Source organism: Alteromonas naphthalenivorans (genome assembly GCF_000213655.1).
In the GTDB taxonomy this organism is placed as follows: domain Bacteria; phylum Pseudomonadota; class Gammaproteobacteria; order Enterobacterales; family Alteromonadaceae; genus Alteromonas; species Alteromonas naphthalenivorans.
The window spans coordinates 172,717-187,680 of the sequence record NC_015554.1 but is presented as its reverse complement, the minus strand read 5'-3'; the positions used below and the strand labels follow the sequence as shown (position 1 = coordinate 187,680).

General features: G+C 43.2%; 13 protein-coding genes. 7 read left to right on the top strand and 6 right to left on the bottom strand.

Features of this window, described 5'->3' with window-relative positions; genetic code table 11:
• The first annotated feature begins 292 nt into the window (after positions 1 to 292).
• The 4 genes from AMBT_RS00810 (at position 293) to sthA (ending at position 4,752) form a co-directional block, all read left to right on the top strand.
• Entirely contained in the window at positions 293 to 1,273 is a 981-nt protein-coding gene (locus AMBT_RS00810; protein ID WP_041452454.1) for a thioredoxin domain-containing protein, read from the top strand.
• On the top strand, positions 1,267 to 1,608 hold the full coding sequence (locus tag AMBT_RS00805; protein ID WP_041452453.1) for a DsbA family protein: 342 nt from the start codon (positions 1,267 to 1,269) through the stop codon (positions 1,606 to 1,608). Before AMBT_RS00810 ends, AMBT_RS00805 begins: the two co-directional genes overlap by 7 nt.
• A 373-nt stretch (positions 1,609 to 1,981) precedes the next feature.
• Entirely contained in the window at positions 1,982 to 3,109 is a 1,128-nt protein-coding gene (locus tag AMBT_RS00800) for an acyl-CoA desaturase (RefSeq protein WP_041452452.1), read from the top strand.
• Between the two features lie 215 nt (positions 3,110 to 3,324).
• A complete protein-coding gene (sthA, locus tag AMBT_RS00795; RefSeq protein ID WP_013782657.1) occupies positions 3,325 to 4,752 on the top strand; it encodes a Si-specific NAD(P)(+) transhydrogenase in 1,428 nt (475 codons plus the stop codon).
• A 53-nt stretch (positions 4,753 to 4,805) separates the two neighbouring features.
• Here the strand turns inward: sthA and AMBT_RS00790 are convergent, their stop codons facing one another.
• Positions 4,806 to 5,120: a pyridine nucleotide transhydrogenase gene (locus AMBT_RS00790; protein WP_013782656.1), complete on the bottom strand. Its 315-nt coding sequence runs from the start codon at positions 5,118 to 5,120 to the stop codon at positions 4,806 to 4,808.
• 115 nt (positions 5,121 to 5,235) lie between these two features.
• On the opposite strand from AMBT_RS00790, the gene AMBT_RS00785 reads away from it, so the two are divergent.
• Positions 5,236 to 5,814, top strand: a complete 579-nt coding sequence (locus AMBT_RS00785; RefSeq protein WP_013782655.1) for a uracil-DNA glycosylase family protein — start codon at positions 5,236 to 5,238, stop codon at positions 5,812 to 5,814.
• A 4-nt stretch (positions 5,815 to 5,818) separates the two neighbouring features.
• Here the strand turns inward: AMBT_RS00785 and AMBT_RS00780 are convergent, their stop codons facing one another.
• On the bottom strand, positions 5,819 to 8,053 hold the full coding sequence (locus AMBT_RS00780; RefSeq protein WP_013782654.1) for a bifunctional diguanylate cyclase/phosphodiesterase: 2,235 nt from the start codon (positions 8,051 to 8,053) through the stop codon (positions 5,819 to 5,821).
• 136 nt (positions 8,054 to 8,189) lie between these two features.
• On the opposite strand from AMBT_RS00780, the gene AMBT_RS00775 reads away from it, so the two are divergent.
• Positions 8,190 to 9,101 carry a TIGR03899 family protein gene (locus AMBT_RS00775; RefSeq protein WP_013782653.1) on the top strand — a complete coding sequence of 304 codons (912 nt, stop codon included), beginning with the start codon at positions 8,190 to 8,192 and terminating at the stop codon, positions 9,099 to 9,101.
• Positions 9,102 to 9,181: 80 nt separating this feature from the next.
• On the opposite strand, the gene AMBT_RS00770 is transcribed toward AMBT_RS00775, so the two are convergent.
• The 3 genes from AMBT_RS00770 to AMBT_RS00760 are packed head-to-tail and all read right to left on the bottom strand — an operon-like array spanning position 9,182 to position 13,465.
• Positions 9,182 to 9,928 carry a phosphoadenylyl-sulfate reductase gene (locus AMBT_RS00770; protein WP_013782652.1) on the bottom strand — a complete coding sequence of 249 codons (747 nt, stop codon included), beginning with the start codon at positions 9,926 to 9,928 and terminating at the stop codon, positions 9,182 to 9,184.
• Complete coding sequence (gene cysI, locus AMBT_RS00765) at positions 9,921 to 11,639, bottom strand: assimilatory sulfite reductase (NADPH) hemoprotein subunit (RefSeq protein WP_013782651.1); 1,719 nt, start codon at positions 11,637 to 11,639, stop codon at positions 9,921 to 9,923. Before cysI ends, AMBT_RS00770 begins: the two co-directional genes overlap by 8 nt.
• Positions 11,639 to 13,465: an assimilatory sulfite reductase (NADPH) flavoprotein subunit gene (locus AMBT_RS00760; RefSeq protein WP_013782650.1), complete on the bottom strand. Its 1,827-nt coding sequence runs from the start codon at positions 13,463 to 13,465 to the stop codon at positions 11,639 to 11,641. Before AMBT_RS00760 ends, cysI begins: the two co-directional genes overlap by 1 nt.
• A gap of 372 nt (positions 13,466 to 13,837) precedes the next feature.
• Between AMBT_RS00760 and AMBT_RS22320 the strand changes: the two genes are divergently transcribed.
• Positions 13,838 to 14,128 (top strand): hypothetical protein, encoded by a 291-nt coding sequence (locus AMBT_RS22320; protein WP_013782649.1) that lies wholly within the window; start codon positions 13,838 to 13,840, stop codon positions 14,126 to 14,128.
• Between the two features lie 79 nt (positions 14,129 to 14,207).
• Here AMBT_RS22320 and AMBT_RS00750 read toward each other — a convergent pair whose 3' ends face one another.
• Positions 14,208 to 14,963, bottom strand: a complete 756-nt coding sequence (locus tag AMBT_RS00750) for a TIGR04219 family outer membrane beta-barrel protein (protein ID WP_013782648.1) — start codon at positions 14,961 to 14,963, stop codon at positions 14,208 to 14,210.
• Position 14,964: the final 1 nt, after the last annotated feature.

The following is a 14,964-nucleotide window of genomic DNA, read 5'->3' as shown; positions in this document are numbered from 1 at the left end:
ATGGGGAGAAGCTTAAATTAATTCAGCTCTAGGTATAAACGCTATTAGCACCTACTCAATATTATCTCTATAGCGTTTTATAGTAACTGTTGTTACTGTACATTTTATTCTTAACAAGTTGTTAACTATGTAGCCGCTATTCTCCTGTAAGGCATTACTGGGACTTTATCAGAGTGCCTAGCCTGAATTAATTTATCTCATTATTTCCTGTGGAAATGATGGGCTATGGGGTTATAGGGCTATCGGGTTATAGGACTATCGGCCTACATGAACAAAAATAGCTGACCCAATAATGAAAAAAAGTATTCAGCCCTACGTGCTACGGTTCATTTCGAGTAACACGCTACTAAGTATTAAACGCCGCTATTATACTTGTGCACGCTTTTTTAAGCGTGGTGTACCTAAATTAGAAATTTTCATAAAAGTAGATGACCCCTACTCATTCCTACTTGTTCAAGCATTACCGACACTCGAAAAAAAGTATCGCGTAACGATAACAGCTCGCGTCATTATCAATTCAGATCCCGTGATGTTTCCTGAATTAACTATGTGGAATAAGCATTCAATTAATGATGCGATGCATTTAGCCAACGTCTACCATCTTCATTTTCCGTGCTCTACTACTGAGATTACCCACCAAGCTCGCTCTGTTTTTACTGCGTCCTGTGCCGTTCAGCAAAAAATAGATGAAGGCGCTTCATGGACAGGCATTGCTGAATTGCTACTTGCCTATTGGAAAGGTGACCATATTGATGCCTCGTCTAGTATTGATGAGGCGGCATTAGAAAAACGCTTTGAAGCACACCTACATCAGCTTTCCTCGAATGGTCACTATCTGCCCGCCACGATTTTTTACGATGGTGAATGGTATTGGGGTGTAGATAGGCTTGATCACCTTGAACGTCGACTTATTGATGAAGGCTATGGCATACAACCCAACCCTCAAATTGGATTTAATAAAACCTATGCTTCGCTATTACAGCCTCTCAACTTTACTCAAGAGAAGGAAAAATACAGTGAGCCCTTAACCCTGTTTTGGTCTGCCCGTAGCCCCTATTCTTATATTGCGTTGCTGCAGGCCGTAAAACTAACCACACACTATGGCATCCCCATTGAAGTAAAACCTGTATTGCCGATGATGATGCGTGGGTTATATGTTCCCCCTAAAAAAGCCATTTATATTTTTCTAGACACAAAACGCGAGGCACAGAAATTGGGGATTAATTATGTGTTTCTGGCTGATCCGTTAGGTGAAGGTGTAGAGCGATGCTAGCCTATGCTAGGGCAAACAATAAATACCTAGATTATTTACTCTCTTTTGCGACGTCGGTAAATGCAAACGGTGTTAGAGCAGATACAGACAGCGGATTGAAAAAAATAGTAGAGGATGCAGGGCTATCTTGGCAGGAGGCAAAGCGACACTTAGCCAATACTGACTGGAAAGAAGAGGTCACTGCAAACCAAGCGGATATTTACCAAACAGGCAGCTGGGGTGTACCCGTCTTCAGATATAAAGATATTCAAGTATGGGGACAAGATAGGCTATTCGTTATGGAAGATGCCATTCGACAAAACCTTAACCTGCATAAAGTTGCCCCTATTGATTGAGCAATGCATGACAATCGCCAAGCAGTAGGTAGTTCACAAGATGAATGAAGTGGACAATTAAACTAACTTGCACCAGGTAGAGTTCAACAATATGAAGCAATTGTTATGACGCAATCCTCACGAAGCAAAATACTGTAAGACTGCAAGATATTGGTCACTATCCCCAACTTGAAGCGCCTACCGATGTTAGTAATTCAATAATTTCCTTTATAGACAGCGATAAGACTCCCTTAGCATAAAGTGTAGTAGGCAATTTTTAGAAGCTTACTATAATTAAAGTTTACACACGTAAGCAGAACTTCTGTCCATTCTGCTTGCCTGATGAGCAATAAAACGATAAATTAGCGCACAGTTGTAAGCTGAGTTGTAGAAAATGAAAAAACCACCTCTTATCCTGACGAATGTCTTAGTGTTCATAATTACCGGCGCCATCGCCTTTATTGGCGTACCTGTATGGGTTATCAATCATGGAATTGATTGGGCGGAAATAGGCACTGCGATCTTCTTATTTTATTTCACTGGTATGTCAATTACTGCCGGTTACCATCGTCTGTGGTCACATAAAACCTATGATGCGAATATTGTCGTGCGCGTAATACTTGCTATCGGCGGCGCAATGGCACTGCAAAATAGTATTTTGCACTGGAGTTCAGATCACAGAATTCACCACCGTCACGTTGACGACAACGACAAAGACCCTTATTCAGCAAAGCGCGGTTTGTGGTTTGCACACATTGGTTGGATGCTTCGCGAGTATCAAGAAAAGCGATATGACGACTACAGAAACTGTAAAGACTTGCAGAAAGATAAAGTGGTTATGTGGCAACACAATTACTACTTACCTATCGTTCTTGCCGCGAACTTCGGCGTTACCGGCTTTTTGGGTTGGTTGAATGGTGACATCTTAGGCATGATTTTGGTGGCTGGCGTATTGCGCTTGGTACTTGTGCATCATGTAACCTTCTTTATTAATTCCTTAGCACATTTCTGGGGAAACCAGCCGTATACTGATGCAAATACGGCTAGAGATAACGGTGTACTAGCATTCTTCACTTTCGGCGAGGGTTATCACAACTATCACCATATTTTTGAATACGACTACCGTAACGGTATTCGTTGGTATCAGTTTGATCCAACAAAATGGTTAATCCGCGGGCTTTCTTACGTGGGACTTACCCATAACCTGCGTCGTGTGCCCGAAGAGCGTATTGAAAAAGCGAGAGCGGCAATGCAACTGCAACGTGCTAGCGAACAAGTCTCTGTATTACCGAATGCAGAAGAGCTCATGCACACCATTGAGCAAGAGTATGAGCTACTTATGCAACGTATGTCTGATTACTACGCGGCGAAAAAGCGTTTGATGAAAGTAAAACAAAAATCACTCAAACGTACCATAGAAGGCTTAGAGCTTACCTATAAGTATAAAGAGCTTAAGCATGCGTTAGCCGTACAAAAAGAAAAGTGGCTTCAGTTACAGAGTCTATCGCTTCAAGCCGCATAAATTGTTTGGCTCCAGCTTAGGGACTGCTGGCATTTGATATACAGTAAAAGTCCACACGCTCTAGACTATTTTAAAAACCCACATGCGCTTTGCTCATGTGGGTTTTGTTTATTTGGCGATTAGCACTAGAGTTAGTGTTACAAACCCAGTAACGTAGAATATTAGTAATCGTTATTTTACGACAAGCGCGGCCACTTAAAAAATAGGATGTAGTTATGGCGACAAAGCAAAAAGATAAACCAGCAACCCCTTCTTACCAATACGATGCCATTGTTATAGGTACAGGACCTGGAGGCGAAGGTGTAGCCATGCAGTTGGCTAAAGCTGGCAAAAAAGTCGCCGTAGTAGAAAGGTACGAAGCCGTGGGAGGTGGGTGTACGCATTGGGGCACCATTCCATCTAAAGCGTTAAGGCATTCAGTAAGCCGCTTAATTGAATATAATAGTTCGCCACTTTTTGCTGATAACCATGTAAGCAGAAGCCTCACATTTGCAGAAATAATGCGTCATGCTAGCGGTGTAGTGAATAGCCAGACCCGTTTGCGTTCTTCGTTTTACGATAGAAATAGAGTCACTCTGTATCATGGAGAAGCTAGTTTTATTGATGCCAACACCTTACAAATTGTCCGTGATGATGGTTCGAAAGATATTTTAACCGCAGCACAGATTGCTATCGCTACTGGCTCTCGCCCTTACACGCCACCCGACATCGATTTTAATCACCCTCGCATTTATAACTCAGACACGATTTTATCTCTTGATCACGACCCTAAATCCATCATTATTTACGGCGCTGGGGTTATTGGATCGGAATATGCCAGTATCTTTCGCGGCATGGGCGTAAAAGTCGACCTCGTGAATATGCGAGACAGACTTCTGTCTTTCCTTGATACCGAAATTTCAGATGCGCTAAGTTACCACCTTTGGAACAACGGCGTACTTATTAGGCATAACGAAACCTATAAGTCGGTGGAAGGTAAAGAAGACAGCGTAGTGTTGAACTTAGAGTCTGGTAAACGAATGAAAGCTGATTGCTTATTGTTTGCCAATGGTCGCACCGGTAACACTGACATGTTGGGCTTAGATGCTGTTGGCATAAAAGCGGATAATCGCGGCCAGCTTAGCGTGAATGAGAAATACCAAACTCAAGTAGATAATATCTTCGCTGTAGGTGATGTTATTGGTTACCCAAGCTTAGCATCGGCTGCGTATAATCAAGGACGATTTGCCGCAGAGGCAATGCTCGGAGCAACCACACATACCGCATTGGTAGCAGATATTCCCACTGGCATTTATACCATTCCAGAAATTAGTTCGGTGGGTAAAACAGAACAAGAGCTTACCGCCGCAAAAGTGCCTTACGAAGTAGGTAGAGCCCAATTTAAGCATTTGGCTCGTGCGCAGATTGCATCAACACAGGTGGGTAGCTTAAAAATTCTGTTTCACAGAGAAACGAAGAAAGTTTTAGGCATTCATTGTTTTGGAGAGCGTGCATCTGAGATTGTGCACATTGGGCAGGCGATTATGCAGCAAAAAGGCGAAGGAAATACCATCGACTACTTTGTTAATACAACCTTTAATTACCCCACCATGGCCGAAGCTTATCGCGTAGCAGCAATAAATGGACTAAATAGGATATTTTAAGGAATTTTGGGCACAAAAAAACCGGCACGTAGTGCCGGTTTTTTTTAGTGCGATTAATCTCGGTTGGCAGCCAGAGTATTTAGCGCTGAAAGCGCATCTCTATGTGCTACGATATCGATCTGCATCTTTTCTTGGTCAAATGTCATTGTTGCAGTGGCGTAGTCTCCAAGACTTTCGCTGGCAACATTAACCAAATCAGTTTGTGCATCACGGAAATGAATGTTGTTGTTGATGTTCTCAGCTATACATTCATTATTCAATTCGAACGATTTTGCGTCCATACAATCGAAAAGCTGGTTTTCGCCAGAGCCCGCATGCGCAATACCAAAGACGGACATTAAGGTTAATCCTAGTACTACTTTACGCATGGTTTTTCTCCTGTTCAGCAGTTCATTACTGCGATGATCCAATAATAATGTATATACGTTTTAATGTCAAATCGGATCACGCAAATATGACAGCAATATTACAAAGTGAAATATTATGAGAAATTCGACAATTATTTTTGAGGATTTAGTAAAAGAAGCGAAACAGTGTTCATTGTGTGTTGAACACCTTCCCTATGGCGTGAACCCAATTTTTTCAATTGGCTCAAAGGCAAAGGTTGTGCTAATTGGTCAAGCGCCCGGCCTGATCGCACATCAAAACACAAAAGCCTTCAGCGATAAAAGTGGTGAAAGACTAAGACAGTGGCTACACATCGATACTACAACGTTTTATGATGAAAACAAATTAGCCATTATGCCTATGGGGTTTTGCTTTCCAGGCTATAAAAACGGGGCCGATGCGCCGCCTAGAAAAGAATGCGCGCCCACTTGGCACGAAAAGATGTTACACGCCATTCAACCAGAATTAGTTCTACTTGTCGGTAGATATGCTCAGCAATACTACTTACCTAAGTACCGAACATTAACAGACGCTATAAAGAACAATTGTGATGAGAAGTTTGCTGTGCTGCCCCACCCGTCTGGTAGAAACAATCGCTGGCTTGCACAGCACCCTTGGTTTGAAACTGAATATTTACCCCACGTGGTAGCGCGCTTAACACCCTTACTTGTGTGAAACGTTAGTTCGCGTCTTTTTGGGACACAAGGTAATCCATCAATTCAGTAAATGGCATGGGTTTAGCGTAGAAGAAGCCTTGCGCTTCGTTACATCCCAATTCAATCATATACTCAGCTTGCTCTTTAGTTTCAATCCCTTCAGCAATAGTGAGTAGCCCTAGTTTGTTTCCTAAGGTCACAATAGTTTCAGCAAGCACGGCGCTTTTACCGGGCTCAATATCACGAATAAACGAGCGATCTACTTTAAGCCTGTCTAACGGAAGTTGCTGCAAGTAACTCATAGACGAAAACCCCGTACCGAAGTCGTCTATTGCTATGGCAACACCATGCTCTTTTAACGTTCTAAGGGCATCTATCACAATTTGCGGTTCATCCATCACCACACTTTCTGTTATTTCTAACTCGAGTAAACTTGGATCGCATTTAGATGTACTAATAGTGCCAAGCACTTTATTAACAAACGATCTATCTCTAAACTGAGGCATTGATATATTTACTGCTACCCTCAAGTCACCGAAGTTTGCTTCTTTTAAATCTTTCAATCGATGACAGGCTTCTTCAATAACCCACTCACCAATATCAACTATAAGACCTGAATACTCAGCTAGAGGTACAAATACAGCGGGGGAAATATAGCCGTTGTTCCCATCAGGCCAACGTAGCAAACCTTCCATGCCAACGACTTTTTCACTGACCAAATCTACTTGCGGTTGGAACCATAGCTCTAGCTTTCGTGCCATGAAGTCGCTACGCAAACGACGGATCATTTCTAGGCGCCACGTAGTTTTGTCTTCAATATCTTTAGCAAAATACTCGAAGTTGTCGCTTATGTTCTTTTTCGCGCGATTTAAGGCAATATTAATGCGCTTTAAAATTTCTAAGCCAATATTTCGTTTGTCATCAAGCTGGCATAGCCCCATCGTCACGTTGACTGGCAAAGTATGGTCGCTCACCTTAAACGAAGATTGAAACAGTGAATTAATATTGTCTGGGTTAACCGCATCTGAAGGGCCAATAAGGCCAAATACATCCGCACCAATACGCCCAATTTTTACTGAGTCATCGAAGCACGCTTTAAACCTATCACTTATAGCACGCAATAGTTCATTACCAGCTTCTTGCCCTAAACCATCGTTAATATCTGAAAAGTGGTTTACATCAATAAGCGCGACTGAACAATTTTCGCATGCAAAGATATGCGGTTTATCGAGCATATTGATAAATTCATTACGGTTCGGAAGTCGCGTTAGCCAATCCCTAAAGGCAGCATTTCTGAGTTGATGAAACAAGTTTACGTTTTCATAGCCTACCGAAATACTGGATAAAAACACTTCTAACAAATTTTTATCTAGGTTAGTAATTTCACTTACCATATTCACGTAAACTGCCGCTTCAAACCCGGAACGGTTTATATACAGCACAGATGAATCAGATTCGAAAATATGACGTTTAAGGCGAAGACAGCGACCTACTTGCTCGGCAATTTCGCTGTTATTGATACTATCGATAGATTCATTAATAAAAGAGGCATATTCGCCAGCTGCCCCTAAAACATAAACACCGTTATCGTCTTTATCGAGAACCGAACCAGCTCTAGCACAAACAAGACCCTCAGCATCTAATCCAATCAACGAGCTAATTTGAGTAACAACCCCTTCGCAAAACCCTTTTACCGAATGCTCTTCAAATAAATTGGCCGACGATGTGATGATTTTTTCTAAACCAACGCGGTTTTGATTGATTGTCATTATTTGCTGATAAGAGCGCAGAGAAGAGATAACAGTGGTCATCAGTTTAGCGCGGGTAAGCTCTGTCTTTGTTTTGTAATCGTTGATGTCGTAAAGCTTAATCACCTCTTCTTCAGGTGCATAACCAGGTTGCCCTGTTCTTAAAACAATACGTGGTTCGGTTAGCCCCATGGATTCCCGGATATAACGCACTACATCGAAACCGGCGTCATCAGTTTCCATGACAACATCCAATAAAATGATAGCTATCGTTTTACCGTAATCATGCAGCAGTGTTTTGGCTTCTTTAGCCGAATAAGCATGAAGGAAATTAAGTTTTCTATCATTAACAATAAGGTCGGAGAGTGCGAGTCGCGTAACGGTGTGAATTTCCTCATCGTCATCGACGATAAGAATATTCCATTCTTTATAAAAAGTAGTATCGATATCAGAACTTCCATCATCATCTAAGAAGATAAGTTCATCGTTATCGTAATCCGTTGCCGACATAACTGCTTAAACCCTCGTCACTGATTCATACATACTTTTTTGCCTGTATGCTGTTTATCAGAATTGCTAAATCGATACTGCAATGCAATAGTGGTAATCTATTGTTCATGCTTTGAATGGCAATCTACATATTAAAATGAAGATAACCCCAGATCCTTATACTAGTTCACTTCCTAAGACCAAGCGCCCTACTGAACCATCGCCGGCTAGCCGTAACGACAATCCAAACCAAAGTGCGACTCAAAATGTGCAACAAGATACACCGACGCATTTTGTACGGCAAAAGATACTCTCTTGGTTCTCTCGTGTCGGCATTTCTCCTTCAATGGCGAAAGATCCTAAAAGCCAACGCAACACGTTAGAACGAAGAAAGCAGATAATTGAATTACAAAAAGCTGCAAATCTCCAAGCTGTTTTAAATATAGCACTAAATGTCAACATAACCGAATCAGAAAACGATGGACTTGATCCAGATTGGTTTTTTGCCTTCAGCAACATGGCAGAAGAAATTCACAGCCCAGGAATGCAGGAGCTTTGGGGCAAAATTTTTGCCGTAGAGGTAAGTAAACCAGGCAGCTTTTCTCTTCGCAGTTTGCAAATGCTAAAACTGCTTACTCACAGAGACGCTAAAGTCTTTGCGAAAGCCGTTAGTATAGCCAGTAGACGGCAACACGATACTATCCCTCGTATATTAGTCGGCTTTCATAGAAAAAAAGGCATACTGTCATTTTTCAAGCGTGCGGTGCCGGAACAGCTCAACTTAGCCTCTGTCGGCCTATCCTACCCCGATTTACTGGCCCTTCAAGATATGAAGCTACTTTATGCTAGCGAGATAGAAAGCGGTGAATATGCAGAAGGCCAACAAACGAGATGGCGCTGTGGTGCCGAGCAATTCACGTTAGAAAGTAAGCAGCCAGGTGTGGCCTTAGTGTATTTTAAGTTTACCGCGGTAGGCGGCGAGCTTTATAAGCTCGTACCGAGAAAACAAAACCCAGCTTACCTATCAGCTCTTAAGGACGTATTAAGCGAAGTCTTCAATATTCATTAACCCGTTGTATTAGCGCGGCCTTATTTCAGGCCTGCTTTTTCATCTAGCGATTTCTGTATGCTAGGCGAGCGGGTGACAGCTTAAATACCGTCACCAAACTCGTGCAAACCACACTCTCGCTTGAGCCCGAAGAAACGAGTATCTTGCTCACTCATGCCTTCTTGCAATGACTGCGTGGTATGCCAATCGCCAATAGACACATAACCTTCGTCCCACAAAGGATGGTACGACAAACCATGTTCTTTGAGGTAGTAGTGCAGGTCTTTGTTGCTCCAATCAATAATAGGATAAAGCTTAAACTGACTGCCTACCTTTTGAAGCACAGGTAACTTGCCGCGGGTATCAGATTGACTGCGGCGTAAACCCGCAAACCATGTTCCAGCATTAAGCTCTTTTAAGGCACGCTGCATAGGTTCAACCTTATTCATTCGGTTGTACTGCTCTATGCCTTCAACACCTTGTTCCCATAACCGTCCAAATCTCGCTTCCTGCCACGCAGATGAAATATCTGCGTTGTACACGTGCAAGTTCAAATTCAACGCGTTTTTCAGCTCATCTATAAACTTGTAGGTTTCAGGAAACAAATATCCAGTATCCGTTAGTACCACAGGGATATCTGGCTTAGCTTGAGTAAGCATGTGAAGCATAACCGCAGATTGAGCACCAAAGCTTGATGACACAATGTGGCTGTCAGGTAAGTTTTCAAGCGCCCACTCAACGCGGGCTTGAGCACTCATTGCTTCCAGTTCAACATTGATATCGGCAAGGGCTTCCTTGCTGATATCAAGTGTTAGCGGACTGCTATTAAGTAGCGTCGAATTACTCATAAAAGTCTCTAGCTGAATCGACAACGGGTGCGACAATTTCAGCGCGAATAACATAATCACCGAACGATTCGTTACCGTTACGCTCTTTCGCCCACTTGCCAATTAATGAATCAAGTTCGGCCATAATTTCTTCTTCACTGATGTTTTCGCGATACATCTTAGGAATACGGGTTCCTTCGCGATCGCCACCTAAATGGAAATTATATTTACCTGGGCCTTTACCCACTAAACCAACTTCGGCCAACATGGCACGACCACACCCATTCGGGCAGCCCGTTACGCGGAAAATAATACTGTCGTCAGCTAAACCATGCTTCGCTAGCAAGCCTTCAAGTTCCGTTACCGCATCAGGCAAATAGCGTTCTGCTTCTGCCATTGCTAATGGACAAGTAGGCAATGCAACACAGGCCATAGAATCAAGACGTTGGTTTGAAGTTTCTGGCGCAATAAGGCCATGCTCTCGAGCCAAGGCTTCAATTTTTTCTTTATCTTCTGCCGGTACACCTGCAACAATCAAGTTTTGATTCGCGGTTAAGCGGAAGTCGCCGGTATGAATTTTCGCAATTTCAGCACACCCTGTTTTTAAGGTTTTGCCTGGATAATCTAAGATTCGGCCGTTTTCGATAAATAGCGTTAAGTGATATTTACCGTCAATACCTTCAACCCAACCGAAGCTATCGCCACGAGTCGTGAATTCATAAGGACGTGTTTCACCAAAGGTTACGCCTGCACGCTTCTCTACTTCGGCTTTAAAGTTATCTACGCCCACACGTTCTAGGGTGTATTTGGTTTTAGCGTTTTTACGGTTAACACGGTTACCCCAATCGCGCTGGGTCGTTACTACTGCGGCAGCAACGGCTAACGTGTCATCCAAACCAATAAAACCAAAGTCACTGGCTTTACGTGGGAAAGTGCTCTTATCGCCATGCGTCATGGCAAGGCCGCCGCCTACCAGTACGTTAAAACCAATCAGTTTGCCGTTTTCAGCAATAGCCACAAAGTTAAGATCGTTCGCGTGAACATCTACATCGTTTTGCGGTGGGATAACCACGGTAGTTTTAAACTTACGAGGTAAGTAGTTGTCACCTAAAATTGGCTCTACTGGCTTTTCAGTGGTTTCCACTCTTTCACCGTCTAACCAAATTTCAGCATAAGCACGGGTTTTCGGAAGTAAGTGCTCGCTTATCTTCTTAGCCCATGCATATGCTTCAACGTGCAAGGCAGACTCAACCGGATTAGAGGTACAAAGTACGTTTCGGTTTACGTCACCAGCGGTGGCAATAGAGTCGATTCCTGCTTTATTAAGCATTTGGTGCATCGACTTGATTTTCGGCTTTAGTACACCGTGAAACTGAAACGTTTGACGCGTAGTAAGACGAATACTGCCGTACATAGTGTGATCGGCGGCAAATTTGTCGATAGCTAACCATTGGTCAGGGGTAATCACGCCACCCGGTAAACGGGCACGCAACATTACGTTGTGCAATGGCTCTAGTTTTTGCTTAGCACGCTCGGCGCGAATATCACGATCGTCTTGCTGATACATACCGTGGAAGCGGATAAGTTGGAAGTTATCTGCCGTGAACCCACCGGTTAAATCGTCTTTTAAATCGGTTTCGATAGTGCCGCGTAAGTTATTACTTTCACGCTTTAAGCGCTCGTTGTCAGCCAGTTTGCCCTCAACGATAAATGGTGATTTTTCATTGCTCATTAATAGACATCCTTCTGGTAACGTTTCGCTTTGCGTAATTCAACTAAGTACGCTTTAGCATCGGCTTCTGATTTTTCGCCGTACTGTTGCACAATACTAATCAGTGCATTTTCTACATCTTTGGCCATGTAGGTTGCATCGCCACACACATAAAAATGTGCACCTTGCTGAAGCCATTCGTACACTTCTTTACCATGCTCAAGCAAGCGATGCTGCACATAAACTTTCTCTTCTTGGTCGCGAGAGAAAGCCAAAGTAATCTTATCTAGTAGGCCGTCTTTCACGTAGCCTTGCCATTCCACTTGATACAAGAAGTCTTGTGTGAAATGCGGATTACCGAAGAACAACCAGTTCTTACCTTCAGCCTCTTGAGCATCACGCTCTTGCATAAAGGCCCTGAAAGGGGCAATACCCGTACCTGGGCCAACCATGATAACTGGTATATTTCCATCTTCAGGTAAACGGAAGTGATCGTTGTTTTCAACAAACACGTCTACTTCACCGTTTTCTTCTAAATATTCACATAAGAAACCAGATGCCCCGCCTTGATGACGATGACCAAAGGCTTCATAGTCTACGTGCGCTACCGTTAGGTGAACTTCGTCTTCAACTTCGGTTTGGCTAGACGCAATAGAGTATAAGCGCGGTGTTAGCGGTCGAAACGCTTCTACCAGTTGTTGCGCGGTTAAGCTGCCCGGATGGTCGCGCACGATATCAATCAACTGACGCTCGGCCATGTAAGTGCGCAGTTTTGCTTTATCTTCCATCATCGCGGCTAAGCTTTCAGAGCCGGTAGCCGCTTGATAGGCTTTAATGAAGTTAGGATAGCTAAGCGTAAGCTCAAGCTTGCTGGTTAATGCTTCTCGCAACGTCAGCGTTGCATCAGCAACCTTCACTTCTGCATCGCCATCAAGAGAAAGTGTATCTATGAAGGCATCAACAAGACTTGGCGCGTTTTTAAACCACACGCCTAATGCATCACCCGCTTTGTAGGTAATACCAGAATCTTCAAGGCTAATTTCAATATGGCGAATGTCTTTTACTGAATCACGACCTGTAATTTTTTGAGCATCAAGCAAGGTTGCCGTAAACGGCGCTTTTTTGGTATACGCTTGTTCAGGTGCGCCTTGCACGGCTGAGCCAGTTTGCACTGCTTGGGCAACAGGCGCTGACGCTGTAAAGTCATCTTTAAGAGAAGCGATTAAGTCATTCAGCCACGCCTCAGCTTGCGCTTCATAATCAACATCGCAATCGGCACGGGCCACTAGCTCGGTACCACCAAGTTTGTCTAAGCGTTCATCGAAGTCTTTGCCCGTTTGACAGAAAAATTCGTAGCTACTATCACCTAACCCTAACACCGCGTACTTAGTGTTGCTTAACTTAGGTGCTTTTTTACCGCTAACGAATTCATGCAACTCGATGGCATCATCTGGCGCATCGCCTTCACCATGGGTGCTAACAAAAAGCGCAACATGGGTTTCAGCCTTAAGCGAACGAGGCTTGTAATCTGCCATGCTAACTAACTTAGAGTTAAAGCCCGCTTCTTCCGCTTTTGCCTGACACTGTTGAGCCACACCTTTCGCGTTACCGGTTTGTGAACCGAATAAAATGGTAAGCGTGGGAGCATCAGTCTGCGCTGGTGCTACTGCACCGGCAGTGGTTGGCGCAACGACGCCGCCTTGTGCAGCGGCCATACCCGCAGCATAGCCACTGATCCAAGTCAGTTGGTCGCGGTTTAACCCAGATATCGCTTGGGTAATTGCATTGAACTGTTGTTCGTTTAGTACGGCACCAGTAGCCGATGGATTGTTCGATTGTTGTGACATAATTCTTTAGCCTTAATTCGATGGGCATAAGGCTAACGGCTTTCTACAAGAAGAGAAAAGAATAAATGAGACTTTTTTATTACTGAAAGTGATTAAGGATGTGTTTTGGAGTATAAACACGCTGTTTTTGATGATAACACTACCAGTAAAGTTGATTTTAGGTAGCTTCCCTAAAGAATTTTTAGATATCAGCGCCTGAAATTAAGCACAAACCTAAAGTGTTTTAAGTAAGTTTTAAGGTATAAGATAACTTTATGAAGGAAAAGAAAAAACACCTAAGCAATTAATAAATAAAGGGCTTTATGCTTAAATTCACAAAGACTAGCATGTGGAAATATGTTGTAATCTACCAAATTTTCTAATTGCTACATTATGTTCCAACTTCCGTTTTTTAGATCAACCACCTCGTTAATCATTCTGTTCTTTCTTAGCGCAATTTCATCTAGTCATGACAACACATTTAAGCACTCAGATGTGCCATTGAATCAAGAGCGGCACAAAGATGACATTGAGGAACAAAAACATGACGAGCATGCAGAGCACGACGAACATCCTCTACTGTTACCTAGCCGAGCGGCTAGTGGGCAGTGGACTACTGATATATGGTCTCGCAACGATGGCTTCATTGCCAATGCAGGAATAAGAGTTAAATTTGGCCACTAGTGCAATAGTACTAATATAAAAAAGCAAAAAAACCGACACATGTCGGTTTTTTTGTTTATCAGGTAGATGTTGGCAACAATTAGAAGTGAACTTCTAATCCTGCAAACGCGCCATCAAATTCCATGTCTGCATAGATATCGTCAAGATCTTCAATATCCACCGTCACTTTGCGATAGCCCACCTGAAGGGTCATATCAACCGCGAGACTTTCTATAAATGAGTAAGTCACTGCTACTTGGTAGTCGCTTAGTTCGTGCTCGTCAAACGACAAGTAGCTACCTTCAGCGTAAGCCGCTAACCCCGTAAACGGCAAGCCTACTTGCACTTTCGAGTACACCATTGGCACAACACCTGAGAAATCACCCGAGCCTTGCGTATCGCTGGCCGTATCATAAACTGAAAACGCGCCATCGATATACTTGGCATTCAAGCCCACATCGAAACTAATTAAGTCGTTATCGAATAGCTCGTAATACAAAATAATATCTGTAGCGTCTAACTCAACAATGGTATCCACTTGACTATCGGCAGTGTACAAATCGCCGTCGAAGGTAAAGTTAGTATTTAGTGTAGTCGTGCCCGAGTTATCAAGGGTGGTATGCCCTATCTTCACGTTAGGCACAAATGGCAACGGGTGCTCAAATGCAACGTATAACGCAGTATTTGTTTCATCATCAAAATTGAAATCAGCAGTAGACGAACTATCGGCGAAACCACCTGTTGTATCCGTCTGCCAAACTTGTGCACCTGCGTACACTCCTGCAATTGTGTCTGCATGCGAAGATGCGGAGAAAAGAGCACAACCCACTAGGGTTGCCAATAGACACTTTTTCATT

Bases quoted from the DNA above. Each gene is read 5' to 3' on its own strand.
- sthA (WP_013782657.1), top strand. From the start codon at position 3,325: ATGGCGACAAAGCAAAAAGATAAACCAGCAACCCCTTCTTACCAATAC.
- cysI (WP_013782651.1), bottom strand. From the start codon at position 11,639: ATGAGCAATGAAAAATCACCATTTATCGTTGAGGGCAAACTGGCTGAC.
- AMBT_RS00750 (WP_013782648.1), bottom strand. From the start codon at position 14,963: ATGAAAAAGTGTCTATTGGCAACCCTAGTGGGTTGTGCTCTTTTCTCC.
- AMBT_RS22320 (WP_013782649.1), top strand. From the start codon at position 13,838: ATGTTCCAACTTCCGTTTTTTAGATCAACCACCTCGTTAATCATTCTG.
- AMBT_RS00790 (WP_013782656.1), bottom strand. From the start codon at position 5,120: ATGCGTAAAGTAGTACTAGGATTAACCTTAATGTCCGTCTTTGGTATT.
- AMBT_RS00800 (WP_041452452.1), top strand. From the start codon at position 1,982: ATGAAAAAACCACCTCTTATCCTGACGAATGTCTTAGTGTTCATAATT.
- AMBT_RS00785 (WP_013782655.1), top strand. From the start codon at position 5,236: ATGAGAAATTCGACAATTATTTTTGAGGATTTAGTAAAAGAAGCGAAA.
- AMBT_RS00810 (WP_041452454.1), top strand. From the start codon at position 293: ATGAAAAAAAGTATTCAGCCCTACGTGCTACGGTTCATTTCGAGTAAC.
- AMBT_RS00760 (WP_013782650.1), bottom strand. From the start codon at position 13,465: ATGTCACAACAATCGAACAATCCATCGGCTACTGGTGCCGTACTAAAC.
- AMBT_RS00805 (WP_041452453.1), top strand. From the start codon at position 1,267: ATGCTAGCCTATGCTAGGGCAAACAATAAATACCTAGATTATTTACTC.
- AMBT_RS00775 (WP_013782653.1), top strand. From the start codon at position 8,190: ATGAAGATAACCCCAGATCCTTATACTAGTTCACTTCCTAAGACCAAG.
- AMBT_RS00780 (WP_013782654.1), bottom strand. From the start codon at position 8,053: ATGTCGGCAACGGATTACGATAACGATGAACTTATCTTCTTAGATGAT.
- AMBT_RS00770 (WP_013782652.1), bottom strand. From the start codon at position 9,928: ATGAGTAATTCGACGCTACTTAATAGCAGTCCGCTAACACTTGATATC.